Annotated in this window: 13 protein-coding genes; 3 read left to right on the forward strand and 10 right to left on the reverse strand. The window is 71.8% G+C overall.

The window, feature by feature from the left end:
* Positions 1-65: 65 nt before the first annotated feature.
* From KHP12_RS24305 to KHP12_RS24325, 5 genes are all read right to left on the reverse strand, one after another.
* Positions 66-2,021 carry an ATP-binding protein gene (locus KHP12_RS24305; RefSeq protein ID WP_086882757.1) on the reverse strand — a complete coding sequence of 652 codons (1,956 nt, stop codon included), beginning with the start codon at positions 2,019-2,021 and terminating at the stop codon, positions 66-68.
* 138 nt (positions 2,022-2,159) lie between these two features.
* Positions 2,160-3,758 (reverse strand): acyl-CoA carboxylase subunit beta, encoded by a 1,599-nt coding sequence (locus KHP12_RS24310; protein ID WP_086882758.1) that lies wholly within the window; start codon positions 3,756-3,758, stop codon positions 2,160-2,162.
* A 79-nt stretch (positions 3,759-3,837) separates the two neighbouring features.
* On the reverse strand, positions 3,838-5,538 hold the full coding sequence (locus tag KHP12_RS24315; RefSeq protein WP_211833723.1) for an acyclic terpene utilization AtuA family protein: 1,701 nt from the start codon (positions 5,536-5,538) through the stop codon (positions 3,838-3,840).
* A complete protein-coding gene (locus KHP12_RS24320; RefSeq protein ID WP_308289504.1) occupies positions 5,535-6,413 on the reverse strand; it encodes a TIGR03084 family metal-binding protein in 879 nt (292 codons plus the stop codon). The genes KHP12_RS24315 and KHP12_RS24320 overlap by 4 nt, the downstream gene beginning before the upstream one ends.
* A gap of 240 nt (positions 6,414-6,653) precedes the next feature.
* A complete protein-coding gene (locus KHP12_RS24325) occupies positions 6,654-9,509 on the reverse strand; it encodes an FAD-binding and (Fe-S)-binding domain-containing protein (RefSeq protein WP_211833725.1) in 2,856 nt (951 codons plus the stop codon).
* A 235-nt stretch (positions 9,510-9,744) separates the two neighbouring features.
* On the opposite strand from KHP12_RS24325, the gene serC reads away from it, so the two are divergent.
* Positions 9,745-10,863: a phosphoserine transaminase gene (gene serC, locus KHP12_RS24330; RefSeq protein WP_086882517.1), complete on the forward strand. Its 1,119-nt coding sequence runs from the start codon at positions 9,745-9,747 to the stop codon at positions 10,861-10,863.
* Positions 10,864-10,929: 66 nt separating this feature from the next.
* Here serC and KHP12_RS24335 read toward each other — a convergent pair whose 3' ends face one another.
* A complete protein-coding gene (locus KHP12_RS24335) occupies positions 10,930-11,934 on the reverse strand; it encodes a hypothetical protein (RefSeq protein ID WP_086882516.1) in 1,005 nt (334 codons plus the stop codon).
* Positions 11,935-12,280: 346 nt separating this feature from the next.
* Here KHP12_RS24335 and KHP12_RS24340 point away from each other — a divergent pair, with 346 nt between their 5' ends.
* Together KHP12_RS24340 and KHP12_RS24345 are read left to right on the forward strand one after the other, a co-directional pair.
* The gene (locus KHP12_RS24340; RefSeq protein WP_086882515.1) at positions 12,281-12,832 is read left to right on the forward strand and encodes a hypothetical protein; all 552 of its coding nucleotides are present in this window, start codon (positions 12,281-12,283) and stop codon (positions 12,830-12,832) included.
* A 288-nt stretch (positions 12,833-13,120) separates the two neighbouring features.
* A complete protein-coding gene (locus KHP12_RS24345) occupies positions 13,121-14,116 on the forward strand; it encodes an aldo/keto reductase (protein ID WP_086882514.1) in 996 nt (331 codons plus the stop codon).
* Between the two features lie 176 nt (positions 14,117-14,292).
* On the opposite strand, the gene thpR is transcribed toward KHP12_RS24345, so the two are convergent.
* The 4 genes from thpR to KHP12_RS24365 form a co-directional block, all read right to left on the reverse strand.
* A complete protein-coding gene (thpR, locus tag KHP12_RS24350) occupies positions 14,293-14,886 on the reverse strand; it encodes an RNA 2',3'-cyclic phosphodiesterase (protein WP_211833728.1) in 594 nt (197 codons plus the stop codon).
* 138 nt (positions 14,887-15,024) lie between these two features.
* Positions 15,025-16,458, reverse strand: a complete 1,434-nt coding sequence (locus KHP12_RS24355) for an MFS transporter (RefSeq protein WP_211833730.1) — start codon at positions 16,456-16,458, stop codon at positions 15,025-15,027.
* A 33-nt stretch (positions 16,459-16,491) separates the two neighbouring features.
* Positions 16,492-16,953: a MarR family winged helix-turn-helix transcriptional regulator gene (locus KHP12_RS24360; RefSeq protein WP_037960379.1), complete on the reverse strand. Its 462-nt coding sequence runs from the start codon at positions 16,951-16,953 to the stop codon at positions 16,492-16,494.
* A gap of 228 nt (positions 16,954-17,181) precedes the next feature.
* Positions 17,182-18,648, reverse strand: a complete 1,467-nt coding sequence (locus KHP12_RS24365; protein WP_086882511.1) for an NCS2 family permease — start codon at positions 18,646-18,648, stop codon at positions 17,182-17,184.
* Positions 18,649-18,806: the final 158 nt, after the last annotated feature.

Raw genomic sequence — 18,806 nt, forward strand, 5'->3', positions numbered from 1 at the left:
GTGCGGCCCGTACGGACGGTGTGGCCCGTACGGGCCGTACGGGCCACACCGTGTGCGGGGCCGGGTCACTCCCCCGCCGCCACGACGGCGAGCAGGGCTCCGACCTCGACCTGGCGGCCGGGGGCGGCGTGCAGGGCGGTGAGCACCCCGGCGGCGGGCGCGGTCACGCGGTGCTCCATCTTCATGGCCTCCAGCCACAGCAGGGGCTGTCCGGCCTCGACCCGGTCCCCGACGGCCACCTCGGCGACCCGCACCACCGTGCCCGGCATGGGCGCCAGCAGCGAGCCGGGCTCGGTGCGGGCGGTGGGGTCGGGGAAGCGGGGCAGCGCGGTGAACACATGGCCGCCCTGGGGCGTGTCGACACAGCGGCGGTCCCCATAGGCCGTCACCTCGAACGTCCGCCGGACCCCGGCCACGACCAGGACGACCCGCGCCGGCTCGGCCTCCCGCCCCGGCTCGGCGTCCCGCCCCGGCTCGACGCCCAGCAGCCGGACGTCGGAGAAGCCCTCCGCGAGCAGTCCGTCGCGGGTGAGGCGGTAGCGCACCTCGTGCTCGGTGCCGCCCGGTTCCGCGCGGTAGCTCCTCAGCTGCGGCTGGGACGGCACATTGCGCCAGCCGCCCAACCGCCCGGCCACGGTCGCCGGCCGCCGCGCCGCGTCGGCGAGGGCGGCGGCGAGGGCGGCGAGCGGGCCCGACTCGTCGTCGTCCGAGGCGGCGGTCAGCTCGGGCAGACGGCGTTCGAGGAACCCGGTGTCCATACGGCCCGCCGCGAACTCCGGGTGGCGCAGCACCCGTACGAGCAGCTCGCGGTTGGTCACCGGGCCGTGGATCCGGGCCCGCTCCAGCCCGTGGGCCAGCCGCCGCACCGCCTCGGCCCGGGTGGGGGCCACGGCGATGACCTTGGCCAGCATCGGGTCGTAGTGGACGCCGATCATGTCCCCGCCGTCCGGCCCGGAGTCCACCCGCAGCCCGGGGATCTCCAGCCGGTGCAGGATCCCCGTCTGCGGCCGCCAGTCGCGCGCCGGGTCCTCGGCGTACAGCCGCGCCTCGATCGCGTGCCCCCGGGGCGCGGGAGGCTCGGCGTCGAGCCGCTCCCCCTCCGCGATCCGCAGCTGGAGCGCCACCAGGTCGAGGCCGTGGATCTCCTCGGTGACCGGGTGCTCGACCTGGAGGCGGGTGTTCATCTCCAGGAAGTACGCCCGCCCCGAGGGCGAGACCAGGAACTCCACCGTGCCCGCGCCCTCGTAGCCGATCGCGCGCGCCGCGTTCGCCGCCGATTCGGCCAGGGTGCGCCGTAGTTCCTCGCCCAGCCCGGGGGCGGGGGCCTCCTCGATGACCTTCTGGTGGCGGCGTTGGAGGGAGCAGTCGCGGGTGCCGAGGGTCCATACCGTGCCGTGGGTGTCGGCGAGCACCTGGACCTCGACATGGCGGGCGCCCTCCATATAGGGCTCCACGAAGATCTCGCCGTCGCCGAAGGCGGAGGCCGCCTCGGCGCGGGCGGAGTCGAGTTCGGCGGGGAGCGCGTCGAGCTCGCGCACCACCCGCATGCCCCGGCCGCCGCCGCCCGCCGCCGCCTTGACCAGCACGGGCAGATCGTCGGCGGTGACCTCGGCCGGGTCGAGCGGATCGAGCAGCGGCACGCCCGCCTTGCGCATGATCTCCTTGGCCCGGGTCTTGGAGGCCATGGCCTCCATCGCCTCGGGCGGCGGCCCCACCCACACCAGCCCCGCCGCCCTTACGGCGCGCGCGAAGTCGGCGTGCTCGGAGAGGAAGCCATAGCCGGGGTGGACGGCGTCGGCCCCGGCGACCAGGGCCGCCTTCACCAGGAGATCGCCCCGCAGATAGGTGTCGGCCGGGGCGTCGCCCGGCAGCCTTACGGCGGCGTCGGCCTCGCGCGCGTGGGGCGCGCCGGCGTCCGCGTCGGAGTGCACCGCGACGGTGGCGATGCCGAGATCACGGCAGGTGCGGACGATACGCCGCGCTATCTCGGCGCGGTTGGCGACCAGGAGGGAACGGATCACGGGTTCCTCACTCACATCCGGAAGACGCCAAAGCGAAACCACGACGCGCGCCCGGCACCAACGCGGCGAGCGAGGCAAGCGAGGCAAACGAGGCAAACGAACGGGCGGACAAACAGGCACGGCTCACGGGTTCCTCACTCACATCCGGAAGACGCCGAAGCCACCGCGCGCGCCCTCGACCGGCGCGGTGTGCAGGGCGGACAGACACAGGCCGAGCACGGTGCGGGTGTCGCGCGGGTCGATGACGCCGTCGTCGTAGAGCCGCCCGGAGAGGAAGAGCGGCAGCGACTCGGACTCGATCTGCTGCTCCACCATGGCGCGCAGCGCGGCGTCGGCCTCCTCGTCGTACGGCTGCCCCTTGGCGGCGGCGGACTGCCGGGCGACGATCGACATCACCCCGGCGAGCTGCTGCGGCCCCATCACGGCGGACTTGGCGCTGGGCCAGGCGAAGAGGAAGCGGGGGTCGTACGCCCGGCCGCACATCCCGTAGTGACCGGCGCCGTACGAGGCGCCGATGAGCACCGACAGATGCGGTACGCGGGAGTTGGAGACGGCGTTGATCATCATGGCGCCGTGCTTGATGATCCCGCCCTGCTCGTAGTCGCGGCCGACCATGTAGCCCGTGGTGTTGTGCAGGAAGAGCAGCGGGATGTCGCGCTGGTTGGCGAGCTGGATGAACTGCGCGGCCTTCTGCGACTCCTCGCTGAACAGCACCCCCTGGGCGTTGGCCAGGACCCCGACCGGATAGCCGTGCAGCGCGGCCCAGCCGGTGGCCAGGCTGCGCCCGTACAGCGGCTTGAACTCGTCGAAGTCGGAGCCGTCGACGATCCGGGCGATCACCTCGCGCGGATCGAAGGGGACCTTCAGGTCGCTCGGAACGATGCCGAGCAGCTCCTCGGCGTCGTACTTCGGCGGTTCGGCCGGCCCCGGATCGGAGTGCGCCTTGCGCCAGTTGAGGCGGGCCACGACCCGGCGGGCCTGGCGCAGCGCGTCCGGCTCGTCGGTGGCGAAGTAGTCGGCCAGCCCGGAGGTGCGGGCGTGCATCTCGGCGCCGCCCAGCGACTCGTCGTCGCTCTCCTCGCCGGTGGCCATCTTCACCAGCGGCGGACCGCCCAGGAAGACCTTGGAGCGCTCCTTGACCATGATCACGTGGTCGGACATCCCGGGGATGTACGCGCCTCCGGCGGTGGAGTTGCCGAAGACCACGGCGATCGTGGGAATTCCCTCCGCGGACAGCCGGGTGAGATCCCGGAACATCGCCCCGCCGGGGATGAAGATCTCCTTCTGGGAGGGGAGATCGGCACCGCCGGACTCGACGAGGCTGACGACCGGGAGGCGGTTCGCCCGGGCGATCTCATGCGCGCGCAGCGACTTCTTCAGCGTCCACGGATTGCTCGCACCACCCCGCACGGTGGGGTCGTTGGCACTGATCAGGCACTCGACACCGGAGATCACCCCGATACCGGTGACGACGGACGCCCCGACCGGGTAGTCGCTGCCCCACGCGGCCAGCGGGGACAGCTCCAGAAAGGGCGTATCGGGGTCCAGGAGCAGTTCGATCCGCTCCCGGACGAGCAGCTTCCCGCGCTTGCGGTGCCGCTCGACGTACTTCTCGCCGCCGCCCGCCAGTGCCTTGGCGTGTTCGGCCTCCAGCTCACCGAGCTTGGCGAGCATCGCCTCGCGGTGGGCCGTGTAGTCGGCGCCTGCGGGATCGAGCGCGGACGCGAGCACGGTCACAGCGACACCTCCGGTATGTCCAGACGGCGAGAGGGCGACCCATCGCCAACGGCCGTGGCCGGGGGGCCGGAACGGGGGGTCACAGCAGTACCTCCGGTATGTCGAGGTGGCGGGAGCGCAGCCACTCGCCGACGGCCTTGGCCTGGGGGTCGAAGCGGGCCTGCGCGGCGACGCCCTCGCCGAGCAGCCCGTCCACGACGAAGTTCAGGGCCCGCAGCCGGGGCAGCGGATGGCGGGTGACGTTCAGTTCGGCCGTCTCCGGGAGCAGCTCCCGCAGCCGGTCGACGGTGAGGGTGTGGGCCAGCCAGCGCCAGGCGCCCTCGCCGCGCGCCCAGACGCCGATGTTGGCGCTGCCGCCCTTGTCGCCGCTGCGGGCCCCGGCGACGGCGCCGAGCGGGGCACGGCGGGTCGGGCCCGGCGGCAGCGGGGGCGGCAGCGGCAGCGGGGGTTCCGGCACCCGGACCCCGGCCGAGGTGGGCGCCGGGGGAACGGACAGCCGGGAGCCATCCGGCAGTACGGCGGTGTGCGGCACGGTGTCGGCCGGGGTCTCCACGGCCTCGAAGACGCCGTAAGGGGAGCCCTTTCCGGGCGGGGCGGTGACATGGAAGCCGGGGTAGCTGGCGAGGGCCAGTTCGACGGCGGCGCCGCTGATCACCCTGCCCACCGCCGCCGGGTCCCGGTCGCGCACCACCAGCCGCAGCAGCGCGCTCGCCTCCTCCTGGACGGCCGCGTCGGGGTGGTCGGTACGGGAGAGGGTCCAGCGGACCTCGGCGGGGCGGCGTTTGCTCATCGCCCCCTCCATCTGGTCCCGTACGAGCGCCGCCTTGGCCTCGATGTCCAGGCCGGTGAGCACGAACACCACCTCGTTGCGGTGGCCGCCGAGCCGGGTCAGCCCGGTCTTGAGGGTGCGGGGCGGCGCCTCGCCCCGTACGCCGTGGACGCGCACCCGGTCCGGGCCGTCCTGGGCCAGCCGCACCGAGTCCAGCCGGGCGGTGACATCCGGGCCCGGATAGCGGGCGCCCGCCGTCTCGTAGAGGAGCTGGGCGGTGACGGTGCCGACCGTGACGGCGCCGCCGGTGTGCGGATGCTTGGTGATCACGCTGGAGCCGTCGGGGTGGATCTCGGCGAAGGGAAAGCCGGGGCGGCGGACGTCGTGCTCGGCGAAGAAGGAGTAGTTGCCGCCGGTCGCCTGGGTACCGCACTCCAGGATGTGCCCGGCGACCACGGCTCCGGCGAGCGCGTCCCAGTCGTCGGCGGCCCATCCGAAGTGCGCGGCGGCCGGGCCCGTCACCAGCGCGGCGTCCGTCACCCGCCCGGTGACCACCACATCAGCGCCACCGCGCAGACAGGCCGTGATCCCGGCCCCGCCGAGATACGCGTTGGCGGTGACCACGCCCGGCCCCCAGTCGCGGGCGCCCAGAAGGTCGTCGCCCTCCACATGGGCCACCCGGCACGCGATCCCGAGCCGCTCGGCGAGCTCGCGGATCGCGTCCGCCAGCCCGGCCGGGTTGAGCCCGCCCGCGTTGGTGACGAGCCGTACGCCGCGCTCCATGGCGAGCCCCAGGGTGTCCTCGAGCTGGCGCAGAAAGGTCGTGGCATAGCCCCGCGCCGGGTCCTTGGCGCGGTCCCGGCCCAGGATGAGCATGGTCAACTCGGCGAGGTAGTCACCGGTCAGCACGTCCAGGGGCCCACCGGTGAGCATCTCGCGCAGCGCGTCGAAGCGGTCGCCGTAGAAGCCGGAGGCGTTGCCGATGCGGAGGGGGCGGGGCGGAGGGGTCACGGGGCGCCTCCGGGGCGGTGTCCGGGCACGTCGCCCTGCGGGGCGGGGCTTATGGCGTCACCTGGGGCATCACCGCCGTTGTGCTCCGTCCGCTGCCCCGGAGCGCGCCCCTTGCCGGGCGGGCCCGCGAACGCCTGGGCGATGTCCAGCCAGCGGTCCGCGTCCGGCCCTTCGGCGCGTACGGCCAGATCGTCGCGGTGGGCCCGCTGGGTCACCAGCAGACAGAAGTCCAGCGCGGGCCCGGTGACCCGCTGGCCGGCGGCCTCCGGCCCGTACGTCCACAGCTCACCGTCCGGAGCGGTGAGTTCGACCCGGAACTCCTCGGCCGGCGGCTCCATCCCCCGCGCCGCGTACGCGTAGCCCCGCGCCCGGACCCCGATCCGGGCCACATGGCGCAGCCGGGCGGTGGGGGCCCGGCGCACGCCCAGGGTGTCGGCGACGTCCTGGCCGTGCGCCCAGGTCTCCATCAGCCGGGCGGTCGCCATCGACATCACGCTCATCGGCGGCCCGTACCACGGCAGCCGGGCACGCGGCGGCTGCGCGGCCAGCGTCCGGAGCAACCGCTCCCGCCCCTCCCGCCACCGCCGCAGCAGCACCTCGGTCGGCACGGCCGCGCCGCGCTCGGCGCCCTCGTCCACGAACGCGTCCGGCGCGGCCCACGCCCGGCGCACCTCGTCCGCGAACCCCTGGGCGTCCTCGGCGGCTTGTACGGCCCGCTCGTCGGTCCACGCGAGATGGGCGATCTGGTGGGCGATGGTCCACCCGGGCGCGGGCGTCGCCAACCGCCACTCCGCACCCCCGAGCCCGGCCACCAGACCGTCCAACTCGTCCCCCTCCGCCCGCAGATCGCCGAGCAGAGCCTCCGTCTCGGACACGCGTCGCTCCCGTCGTCGGGTCTGTCGTGTGTCGGCCTTCTCTCGCCCTCGTCGAGTGCGTCGAGTGCGTCGAGTGCTCTCGACGAGCGAGGGTGGCAGCGCGACGAGAAACAATCAAGCACGCTTGCATGATTCAGCCGGTTGAGACGGCCCGTCAGGGCACGCCGACAGTGGGGCCGGCCGGCCCGATGGGGTGTGTGGCTCGGCCGACCGGCCCCCGGCAAACGCGACCGGCTCGCCTTACGGCAGCCGTTCCGCCAGGACCTCTGCCAGGTGGCGGCCCTTCTGCCCTGCGAGCTGGGTGAGTTGGGTGCGGCAGGAGTAGCCGTCCGCCAGGACTTCGGTGCCGGGTTCCGCGGCCCTTACGGATGGCAGCAGTTGCTCCTCGGCGCAGGCCGCCGAGACCTCGTAGTGGCCGTCCTCGAAGCCGAAGTTGCCCGCCAGGCCGCAGCAGCCGCCGCTCAAGGTGCCCGTAAGGCCCGCGCGTTCGCGGAGGCGGCGTTCGGCGGCGTCGCCCAGGACGGCGTGCTGGTGGCAGTGGGTCTGACCGACGACGGGGCGGTCGATCCTCGGGGGCTGCCAGTCGGGGGCGTGGCGCTCCAGCGCCTGGGCGAACGTCGAGACCGACTCGGCGAGGCGCGCGGCGCGCGGGTCGGTGGTGAGGAGTTCGGGGAGGTCGGTGCGGAGGGCGGCGGTGCAGCTGGGTTCGAGGCCGACCACCGGGAGCCCGGCGTCCAGGGCCGGGGCCATGACGTCCAGGGTGCGCCGCATGACCGTGCGGGCCCGGTCGAGCTGGCCGGTGGAGACCCAGGTCAGCCCGCAGCACACGGGCTTCGGCGGGACGACCACCCGCAGCCCGGCCGCCTCCAGCACGGCCACCGCCGAGCGGCCGACGGACGGGGAGAGGTGGTTGGTGAAGGTGTCCGGCCAGAGGACGACGGTCCGTCCGTGGTCGGGCCGCGCCGATCCCGGGCCCGGTCCGGTCCCCGTCCCGCGCGCCGCCTCGCGGACGCGGTCGCGCCACCACCTGGTGAAGGGCTCGTGGGCGAGTTCCGGGATGTCGCGTTCGGGGGCGATGCCGCCCAGGCGTTTGGCCAGGGTGGCGAGTGGGCTCACCCCGGCCAGCGCGTTGGCCGCCGGGGCCGCCCGCAGGAGGGACGCCGCGCGCAGCCACACCGGGAGCCAGCCCATCGAGTAGTGGGCGGCGGGGCGCATTCGGCCCTCGTAGTGGTGGTGCAGGAACTCCGCCTTGTAGGTGGCCATGTCGACCTCCACCGGGCAGTCGCTGCGGCAGCCCTTGCAGGACAGGCACAGGTCGAGCGCGTCCCGTACCTCCTCCGAGCGCCAGCCGTCCTGGACGACCTCGCCCGCGAGCATCTCGTGCAGCAGCCGGGCGCGGCCGCGGGTGGAGTGCTTCTCCTCCCCGGTCACGCGGTACGACGGGCACATCACCCCGGAGCCGGACACCGACTCGTTACGGCACTTGGCGACGCCCACACAGCGCCGGACCGCCGCCGAGAAGTCGCCCTTGTCGTGCGGATAGCCGAACTCGACGTCCACCGGGCGCCTCGGCAGCGGATCGAAGCGCAGGTTCTGGTCCAGGCGCTGCGGGCGGGCCAGAACGCCGGGGTTGAGGCCGCCCTCCGGGTCCCACAGGTCCTTGAAGCGGGAGAAGAGGCCGACCATCTCCGGCCCGTACATGCGCGGCAGCAGCTCGGCGCGGGCCAGGCCGTCGCCGTGTTCGCCGGAGAGCGAGCCGCCGTGGGCGACGACGAGATCGGCGAGGTCGGCGGAGAAGGCGCGGAAGACCCGGATGCCGGGCTCGGTCAGCAGGTCGAAGTCGATACGGACGTGGATGCAGCCGTCCCCGAAGTGCCCGTACGGCGTGCCGCGCAGCCCGTGCTGGGCCATCAGGCCGCGGAAGTCGCGCAGATACGCGCCGAGCCGGGGCGGCGGCACCGCGCAGTCCTCCCAGCCGGGCCAGGCCTCGCTGCCGTCGGGCGTCCGGGTGGCGGTCCCGGAGGCGTCCTCGCGCACCCGCCACAGGGCGCGCTGCCCGGCCGGGTCGGCGACCACGGTGTGGTCGGTGGTGGCCTCGGCGGCGGCGCGGGCCACCTCCTGGGCGCGGGAGAGCGCCTCCTCGCGGGTGGCGCCGCCGACCTCCACGAACAGCCAGGCGCCGCCCTTGGGCAGCCCGGTCGCCCCGGCGACCAGGTCGGCGGCCATGCCCTCGACGGTCAGCGGCCCGTACGGCAGCAGGGTGTGCGCGGCCTCGGCCGCCGCGCTCTCGTCGGGGTAGCCGAGCACGGCCAGGGCGCGGGCGCCGGGCGCCTCCACCAGCCTTACGGTCGCCTCGGTCACCACGCCGAGGGTGCCCTCGCTGCCGGTGAGGGCGCGGGCGAGGTCGGCGTTCTTCTCGGGCAGCAGCTCGTCCAGGGCGTAGCCGGAGATCCGACGGGGCAGCTCGGGGAAGCCGGTGCGCAGCAGGGCCAGATGCTGACCGGCCAGGGACCGTATGCCGTCGCGGAGCCGGGCGGGCAGGTCGTGGAGGCCCTGGGCGGCGCGCACCCGCTCCCCGCCGTAGGTGAGGACGTCCAGCTCGTGGACGTTGTCGGCGGTGGTGCCCCAGGCCACGGAGTGGGAGCCGCAGGAGTTGTTGCCGATCATGCCGCCGAGGGTGCAGCGGCTGTGGGTGGACGGGTCGGGGCCGAACGTCAGCCCATGGGCGCCGGCCGCCGTACGGAGGTCGTCGCAGATCACGCCCGGCTGGACGACGGCGGTGCGCCGCTCGGGGTCGAGCGAGCGGATGCCGCGCATATGGCGGGTGAAGTCCAGGACGACGCCGAGCCCGGTGGCCTGGCCCGCGATCGAGGTCCCGCCGCCGCGCGCGACCACCGGCACCCCGCGCTCCCGGCACACGGCCAGCACCGCCGCCACATCGTCGGCGTCGCGGGGCGCGACCACCCCGGCGGGGACCCGCCGGTAGTTCGACGCGTCCATGGTCATCAGGGCCCGGCTCGCCGTATCGAAGGAGACGTCCCCGCGAACGGCTCGTCGCAGCGCCTGCTCCAGCTCGTCTGCCTGGTGATCAGCCATGCCCCCCATGGTCCACGGCGAGGCGGCCCTTGAGAATGTCCAATTCCGATTCATGGCCGCTTCATGGCCGCCATGCATGGGCCGCATGACCCGCATGGCCGCCTTACGGCCGCCATGTTCCGCGTTCGGCCCCCTATACCGGCACATCCTCGCGCGTCAACAGGATGTGGATATATCGTCTCAGCCGCTGGACGCACGGTCGGAGCGGGGCGGCGGACGGATTAGGCTTCGGCTCGTGGCTGAGATCCGGATTCCCGATGACATCAAGCCCGCCGACGGACGCTTCGGCTCGGGCCCCTCCAAGGTGCGCACCGAGGCGCTGAGCGCCCTGGCCGCGACCGGAAGCTCCCTGCTGGGCACCTCCCACCGCCAGGCCCCGGTCAAGAACCTGGTCGGCGCCGTACGCGAAGGGGTGCGCGAGCTCTTCCAACTCCCGGAGGGGTACGAGGTCATCCTGGGCAACGGCGGCTCCACCGCCTTCTGGGACATCGCGACCCACGGGCTGATCGACTCCAAGTCGCAGCACCTGTCCTTCGGCGAGTTCTCCTCGAAGTTCGCCAAGGCGGCGAAGCTGGCGCCGTGGCTCGAGGAGCCCACGGTGATCACCTCCGACCCCGGCACCCACCCGGAGCCGCGCGCCGAGAGCGGCACCGACGTCTACGCCTTCACCCACAACGAGACCTCCACCGGTGTCGCCATGCCCATCCAGCGGGTGGCCGGTGCCGACGAGGGCGCGCTGGTACTGGTGGACGCCACCTCCGGAGCGGGCGGTCTGCCGATCGACATCGCCGAGACGGACGTCTACTACTTCGCGCCGCAGAAGTCCTTCGCGGCCGACGGCGGCCTGTGGATCGGCGTCTTCTCGCCCGCCGCGCTGGAGCGTGCCGCCCGGATCCACGCCTCCGGTCGGCACGTCCCCGAGTTCTTCTCGCTGCCGACCGCGATCGACAACTCGCTGAAGAACCAGACGTACAACACCCCGGCGCTGGCGACGCTCTTCCTGCTCGACGACCAGCTGAAGTGGATCAACGACCAGGGCGGTCTGGACTGGGCGGTCCGCCGCACCGCGACCTCCTCGCGCACGCTGTACGGCTGGGCCGAGGAGTCCAAGTTCGCCACCCCGTTCGTGGCCGACCCGGCCAAGCGGTCGCAGGTCGTGGGCACGATCGACTTCAACGAGGAGATCGACGCCGCCGCGGTCGCCAAGGCGCTGCGGGCCAACGGCATCGTGGACACCGAGCCGTACCGCAAGCTGGGCCGCAACCAGCTGCGGGTGGCGATGTTCCCGGCCGTGGACCCGGCGGACGTCGAGGCCCTCACGGCGTGCGTGGACTACGTCATCGAGCACCTCTGACGGCTCACTCCGAGCGCAAGGGGCCCGCGGCCGACCAGCCGCGGGCCCCTTCGCATACGTCGACGCTCAGCTCCGGCGGAAGAGCCTGCGCAGGCCGAGGAAGACCACCAGCGCGCCGACGAACGTGAGCCCGGCCTTGACCAGGTTGCCGTTCTTGTCCTCGTCGGTGAGCTTGCCGTCGACGCGGTCGGAGTACTCCCCGTTCTTCTTCTGCTCCTTCGCGGTGGCGTCCGGCAGCAGCTCCCCGCCGAGGTCCACCGGCGTCACCTTGGAGCCCGCGCCCTCGGTGCCGTACATGAGCGTGCCGCCGTCCGGGGTGAAGGTGACCGACTCGCCCTGCCGCTGGAGCGGCAGCCCCGGCTCCTCCTTCAGCCGCGTCGGCTTTCCGTTCCGCCAGCGGTACTCGGCGGCCGAGAAGTAGCCGCGGAGCACCAGCCGGGTGCCGTCCGGGGAGAACGCCCCGTCCGTGACCTCCAGGTCGAGGTCGGAGACCCGCTGGAAGACATTCACCCCGGAGGGGCTCAGCGTGGTCGGTCCGGCGTACAGCCCGGCGTCCTCGTCGCTCTTGCTGGCGATGTAGACGCGGCCCGTCTTGGGATGGACCATCAGCGCCTCGGCGTTGCGCGGCCCGCCCTGGTACTTGACGGTGAACTGGGTCGCGGTGACGGTGGTGTCCTTCAGCTGCTTCGGCTCCGGGAAGCGGTAGATCCACACATGGGACCACTGACCGCCCAGGTTGTCGCCGATATCGCCGACGTAGACATTGCCGTCCGGCCCTATCGAGATCGCTTCCACATCGCGGGGATCCCCTATCCCGCGCAGGGTGACGCGCGCGACCGTCTTCCCGGTCCTGCCGTCCACGGCGTAGACGTACGGGCCGTCCGAACTGTCGTTGTGCGTCCAGTAGACACCGGGGTGGAGACGGCTCGCGGCGAGGCCGCTGGACTCGGTGATCCGTGAATCCTGGATCGTGAAGGGGGACGGCGACGACGAGTCGCCGGCGGCGGCCGGGGCGGCTGCGGACACGGTCAGCAGCGCGGCGGCACCGAGTACGAACGGAAGCGGACGCATGGGCCCAAGCCTGCCATCCCGCCGGGGGCGTCCGGCGCCGGGACCACGCCGAGGGGCCCTTCCGGCCACGCATGGCCTCCGCCCGCGCCCGCCTCTCGTGATCAAAGCCCGCCTGCCGTGAGCCCGACTCCCGTGATCAAAGCCCGACTTCCGTGATCACGCATGACTTCCGCGATCACGGGCAGATAACGTCTGTCAATTATTTGTGCGGGCGGCCACCCCGAAATAACCCCGAGATTATTTGATCTCATCCGGGGATTATTTGGGCGAGAAATTTATCGGTCATTGACGGCATAGCGGGCGGCGGCATTGCAATGCAGAAAGGCCCCGCTTACGGTCTGAGCTCATGAGCGAATACAGCCAGTCCTCTTATGCGCAAACCGCACCGCCCGCCCATTCCGCCGGTGCCCCGAACCATGGTGCGGCACCGGCCGCGCCGTCCAAGAAGATCGCGATCTTCGCGATCGTCGGCTCGGTCATCGCGCTGGTCGGCTCCATGGTCAACTGGGTGATCTCCGACGCCGAGGGCGCCACCGGGGGCATCAAGGGCATCGACGGCGACGGCATCATCACGCTGATCGTCGCCCTGGTCGCGGCGATCCTGTTCATCGCCGCCATGGCCACCAAGAAGGCGGCGCTCTACCTGGTCGGCGGCGTTCTGGGGCTGGCCATGGCCATTGTCGCGGTCATCAACATGGCGGACCCCGAGCGGCTCGTCGTCCAGAAGCTGAAGGACGAGGAGGGGGTGTCGCAGCAGGTCGCGGAGAAGGCGGCGGAGCAGGCCGCGAAGCTGTACGACATGACCGCGGGGCCGGGGCTCTACATGGTCCTGGTCGGCGCACTGATGGCCCTGGCCCTCGGCGTTCTCGGCTTTATGAAGTCCCGCGCCGCCCGGTAATCCCAAAAGACCGGCCGCATTCGGCGGCCCCAAGTAGCGGCCATATCCGGCGACCCTGCTCGATTGAATTCAGACCGGAGCCGCAAAACCCCAAGACGCCCGCTTTTTGACCGCACGGGGGGCCAAAAAGCGGGCTTTCGGGTTTCCACGGGGAATTCTCGGCCCCCACGGGGAATTCTCGGGCTCCACGGGGAATTCTCGGCCGGGGCCCTGCCGCCGCCGATGACCGCGCACCCCCCGGCCCGCCCCCCTTGATTAGAGCGCACTCCAACGGCTTGGCTGATCTCCATGGAGTACACGCAGCTCGGACGCACAGGTCTCAAGGTCAGCCGTATCGTCCTCGGCACCATGAACTTCGGTCCGCAGACGGAGGAGACCGACAGCCACTCGATCATGGATGCCGCGCTCGACGCGGGCATCAACTTCTTCGACACCGCCAATGTGTACGGCTGGGGCGAGAACAAGGGCCGCACCGAGGAAATCATCGGGAGCTGGTTCGCCAAGGGCGGCGGGCGGCGCGAGAAGACGGTCCTCGCGACCAAGGTGTACGGAAACATGGCCGCCGAGGGTGAGCCCTGGCCCAACAGCGACAAGCTCTCGGCCGTGAACATCCGCCGGGCCGTGGACGCCAGCCTCAAGCGGCTCGGCACGGACTACATCGACCTCTACCAGTTCCACCACGTGGACCGCTCCACCCCGTGGGACGAGATCTGGCAGGCCATCGACGTCCTCGTACAGCAGGGCAAGATCATCTATGCGGGCTCCTCCAACCACGCGGGCTGGCACATCGCCCAGGCCAATGAGGCCGCGGCCCGCCGTGGTTCATACGGGCTGGTCAGCGAGCAGTGCCTGTACAACCTGGCCGAGCGCCGCGCCGAGATGGAGGTCATCCCGGCCGCGCAGGGCTACGGCGTGGGCATCATCCCCTGGTCGCCGCTGCACGGCGGGCTGCTCGGCGGCGCGCTCCGCAAGGAGCGCGAGGGCGGCGGTTCGCGCAGCACGTCCGGGCGCAGCGCCGACGCGCTGAAGAACGCGACGGTACGCGACCAGATCCAGCGGTACGAGGACCTGCTGGCCAAGCACGGCATCGAGCCCGGCGAGGCGGCCCTGGCCTGGCTGCTCACCCGGCCCGGGGTCACCGGTCCGATCGTGGGTCCGCGCACGGCCGAGCAGCTGGCGTCGGCGGTGCGGGCGTCGGAGCTGAAGCTGGGCGAGGAGGTGCTGACGGAGCTGGACGAGATCTTCCCGGGTCCGGGGCCGTCGCCGGAGGCGTTCGCCTGGTAGCCGAGGGCGAGAGCTGTGGGGGTGTGGGCCGCGCGGCGGCCCACACCCCTCCTTCTCAGCCTTCTCAGCCTCCGAGAGCGGCCGCCGCGGCGACGACGACGAGAATCAGCACCAGCGCGCCGCTCATGATCATGTTTCTGGTCTTGGGGTCCACACCTTGAGATTAGCCGGACCGCTCAGTGCCCCAGCAGCCAGGCCGCCACCACCTCGTAGCGCGGCTGCTGCCCCGGGACGCCCGGGGCCGGTGGATGGCTGCGCACCAGGCTGAGCTCGGACACGGTCCACTCCTGGCCCGCGAAGTCCGTGAGCCCGTCCACGTACGGCGCGAGGCTGGTGGCGGAGGTGTGGCGCGGGGAGCCGTGCCGCGAGGAGCGGGCGCGGGCGATGGTCAGATGCGGGTGGTACGGGCGGTGCCGGTCCATCGGGACCCCGGCCCGCCGGCCCCCCGCCTCGGCGGAGTCGGCCAGCCGCCGCAGGGCTTCGCTGTCGCCGTCGACGCCCACCCACACCACCCGGTCATCGAACCGCCCGCCACCCGCGAGCCGCAGCTCATGGGGGTGGTGCCGATGGGCGGCGCGGGCCAGCCGGGTGTGCAGCTCCGGCAGCACGTCCTCGGCCACCTCGCCGAAGAAGGCCAGCGTGAAGTGCCAGCCCTCCCGCTCGGTCCAGCGCAGCCCGTCCGCCCCCGGCAGCGCCCGGAGCGCCTTGACCCGCGCGGCCAGCTCGGCGACGGCCGCCTCCGGCGGCAACACGGCGGCGAAGAGTCTCATCCGCCCAGTCTCCCGCACAACTCAGCCCCTCCAGGGGGCGCCTCCCAGCGGTAGCTGGGGGAGTTTGCGGAGCGGGGCCCGGGGCGGGGTCCCGGCAAGGCCGAAGAGGCGGCGCCCCGGCAAGACCGAAGGGGCGGTTCAGGCCGTGGCGGCCAGCGACTTCTCCTCCGCCTCCGGGGTCCGGGGCACGAAGATCACATGCGGGTGGCCCCGGCGCAGATCCAGCTTCAGCCGCAGGCCGCCGACCCGTACCAGGATCAGCCCCACCGCGGCCGCGGCGGCCGCCGAGATCAGGCCGCCCGCGGCGAAGCCTATGCGGGCGCCGCAAGTGTCGGTCAGCCAGCCCACCAGCGGGCCGCCGATCGGCGTACCGCCGACGAAGACCATCATGAACAGGCTCATCACCCGGCCGCGCATCGCGGGGTCCGTCGCGAGCTGGACGCTGGAGTTCGCGGTCACGTTGAACGTCAGGCTGAAGATCCCGATCGGCACCATGAGCGCCGCGAAGAGCCAGAAGTACGGGGTGGCCGCCGCGACCATCTCCAGCACGCCGAACATCAGCGCCGCCCCGACCAGCAGCCGCCGCCGGGCCACCACCCGCCGGGCGGCGAGCAGCGCGCCCGTCACCGAGCCGATCGCGATCAGGGTGTTGAGCAGGCCGTACGTACCAGGACCGGCGTGGAAGACATCGTCGGCGAAGGCGCTCAGCCAGATCGGGAAGTTGAAGCCGAAGGTGCCGATGAAGCCGACGAGCACGATCGGCCAGATCAGCTCGGGGTTCCCCGCCACATAGCGCAGCCCCTCCCGAAGCTGCCCCTTGCCGCGCGGCGCCCGCTCGACCTTGTGCAGCTCGCCGGTGCGCATCAGCAGCAGCCCGATGATCGGGGCGCCGAAGGAGACTCCGTTGATCAGGAAGGCCCAGCCGCTGCCCACGGCGGTGATCAGCACACCGGCGACCGCCGGGCCGATCAGCCGGGCGGACTGGAAGTTCGCGGAGTTGAGGCTGACCGCGTTCCGCAGGTCCTTGGGGCCGACCATCTCGTTGACGAAGACCTGGCGGGTCGGGTTGTCGACGACGGTGACCATGCCGAGCAGGAACGCGATGAGATAGACGTGCCAGACCTGCACATGGCCGCTGAGGGTGAGGGTGGCGAGGGCGAGCCCGCACAGCCCCAGCGCGGTCTGGGTGAAGAGCAGCAGCCGGCGCCGGGGACATCGGTCCGCGATGACCCCGCCGTAGAGGCCGAAGAGCAGCATGGGCAGGAACTGGAGCGCGGTGGTGATGCCGACCGCGGTGGAGGAGCCGGTGAGACTCAGGACCAGCCAGTCCTGGGCGATCCGCGACATCCAGGTGCCGGTGTTGGAGATCATGGCACCGGTCGCGAACAGGCGGTAGTTGCGGATCCTCAGCGAACGGAAGGTCCCACCCCGGGTGCGTCCCGCGGTGATGCCGGGCGCGGGGTCGGATACGGGGATTCCGGAGTTGCCCGGGTTTCCAGGGCCTCCGGGACCTCCGGGGTGTGCGGGGTTCTTCGGTGCGGGTGCGGAGTCTGCTCCGGGTCCCGTACTCAAGTGCGTTCGCCTCCTGGCTGCCTCGGGTCGTTCCTACATGTGCGCGAGCTTCTCCAGCACGGGCGCGGCGGCGCGCAGCACCTCCCACTCGTCCTCGGTCAGCTCCCCGACCAGCTCGGCCAGCCAGGCGTTGCGCTTGCGTCGGCTCTCTTCGAGCATGGCCTCTGCCCGCTCGGTCGGCGAGACGACTTTCTGCCGCCGGTCCTCCGGATGCGGCTCGAGCCTGACCAGTCCCTTGGCCTCCAGCAGCGCCACGATGCGGGTCATCGACGGCGGCTGGACATGCTCCTTACGGGCCAGCTCGCCGGGGGTGGCGGAGCCGCACTGGGCCAGCGTGCCCAGGACCGCCATCTCGGTCGGGCTGAGCGATTCGTCCACCCGCTGGTGCTTGAGCCGCCGCGAGAGACGCATCACTCCGGACCGCAGTGCACTCACGGCGGCCGCGTCATCGGGGGGCGCCTCCGCCTGGTGCTGGGGGCGGGACAGATCCGGCATGGTCTTTAGCATAACTCATTACCTCGCCTAATGAAACCCTGGTGACTTCCCTATTTCTATTTCACCCGAACGAGTGAATTGACTCCGGGTAGTAACGTACGGCGGCACGCATGAGCGCCCAGGACCACGGGGGGTCCAGGGCGCTCGGGGCGGAACGCTCATGCGCCAGGCGGGACGGCGTACACCAGGGCGGGACGACGACTCGGCCCAGGCTGGGCCGAGCTCGGCTCAGGAGACGCCGAGTGCCTGTTCGATCGGGTTGAGCAGGAAGTACACCAGGAAGCACAGCCCCACCACGCCCAGCAGCCACGGGATCTCCCGGGCCCGCCGGGTGGCGATGCGCAGCAGCAGGAACGAGAGGACGCCCAGCCCGATCCCGTTGGTGATGCTGTACGTGAACGGCATCGAGATCATGGTCAGGAAGGCCGGGATCGCGATCGTGGAATCGCTCCAGTCGATCTCCTTGACGTTCGCCGCCATGATCAGGAAGCCGACGACCACCAGCGCGGGGGTCGCGGCCTGCGAGGGCACCACCTTGGCCAGCGGGGTGAAGACCAGCGCGAGCAGGAAGAGCCCGCCGGTCACCACGTTCGCGAGTCCGGTGCGCGCCCCCTCCCCGACGCCCGCCGTGGATTCGACGAAGCAGGTGTTGGCCGAGGCAGAGCCGAAGCCGCCGCCCGCCACCGCGACGCCGTCCATCATCAGGATCCGGCCCATGCCGGGCAGCTGACCGCGCTCATCGGTCAGCCCGGCCTCCTCGCCGACGCCGATGATCGTGCCCATCGCGTCGAAGAAGCCGGACAGCAGCACGGTGAAGACGAAGAGACAGCCGGTGAGCAGGCCGACCTCATGGAAGCCGCCGAAGAGGCTGACGTCGCCGACGAGGCCGAAGTCCGGCTTGTCGACCACCTTCTCCGGCACCGAGGGGATGGTCAGCCCCCACTGGGCGTCCGGGATCGTGGCCAGGGAGTTGATCACGATCGCGACCACGGTCATGGTCACGATGCCGATCAGGATCGCGCCGCGCGTCTTGCGGACGATCAGGATGAAGGTGAGCGCGAGACCGGCCACGAAGACCAGCACCGGCCAGCCCTGGAGCCGCCCGGCCACGCCCAGGCCCAGGGGGACGGTGGTGTGCGCGGAGTCGGGGTTACGGCTGACGAAGCCGGAGTCGACCAGGCCGATCAGGGCGATGAAGAGCCCGATGCCGATCGCGATCGCCCGCCGCAGCCCGGACGGAATCGCGTCCATCACCCGCTGCCGCAGCCCGGAGGCGACGAGGATCATCAGCACCAGACCCGCGAGCACCACCATGCCCATCGCGTCCGGCCAGCTCATCTTGGGCGCGAGCTGGAGCGAGACCACGGCGTTGATGCCGAGGCCCGCGGCCAGCGCGATGGGAACGTTGCCGACGATCCCCATGAGCAGCGTGGTCAGGCCCGCGATCAGGGCAGTGGCGGTGACCAGCTGGCCGTTGTTGAGCTGATGCCCGAACTTGTCCGTACCGGCCCCGAGGATGATCGGGTTCAGTACGACGATGTAGGCCATCGCAAAGAACGTGGCCAGTCCGCCCCGGATCTCCCGGGAGACCGAGGAACCACGCTCGCTGATCTTGAAGAACGTGTCGATGCCGTTGGCGGGGGGAGTCGGAGCCTGCTTACCGGCGTCGACCGGCGCGGTGGCCGAGGGGGACATGGAGGACCTCAGTGTGCGTGACCATCAACAGCGGGTCCTTTGGATGATCGAACCGGTTTGGACGATCGAACAAGACATTCCACTCAGACCCAGAAGTATTCAGTATGAAACTATTAAGGTCCGATCGCCAAACCGGTCCCCGGTACGGCCGCTGTGAG

The organism is Streptomyces asiaticus, assembly GCF_018138715.1.
GTDB lineage: Bacteria > Actinomycetota > Actinomycetes > Streptomycetales > Streptomycetaceae > Streptomyces > Streptomyces asiaticus.

Coding starts and splice junctions, on each gene's coding strand:
- KHP12_RS24325 (WP_211833725.1), bottom strand. CDS start 9,509: ATGGCTGATCACCAGGCAGACGAGCTGGAGCAGGCGCTGCGACGAGCC.
- KHP12_RS24335 (WP_086882516.1), bottom strand. CDS start 11,934: ATGCGTCCGCTTCCGTTCGTACTCGGTGCCGCCGCGCTGCTGACCGTG.
- KHP12_RS24340 (WP_086882515.1), top strand. CDS start 12,281: ATGAGCGAATACAGCCAGTCCTCTTATGCGCAAACCGCACCGCCCGCC.
- KHP12_RS24345 (WP_086882514.1), top strand. CDS start 13,121: ATGGAGTACACGCAGCTCGGACGCACAGGTCTCAAGGTCAGCCGTATC.
- thpR (WP_211833728.1), bottom strand. CDS start 14,886: ATGAGACTCTTCGCCGCCGTGTTGCCGCCGGAGGCGGCCGTCGCCGAG.
- KHP12_RS24360 (WP_037960379.1), bottom strand. CDS start 16,953: ATGCCGGATCTGTCCCGCCCCCAGCACCAGGCGGAGGCGCCCCCCGAT.
- KHP12_RS24365 (WP_086882511.1), bottom strand. CDS start 18,648: ATGTCCCCCTCGGCCACCGCGCCGGTCGACGCCGGTAAGCAGGCTCCG.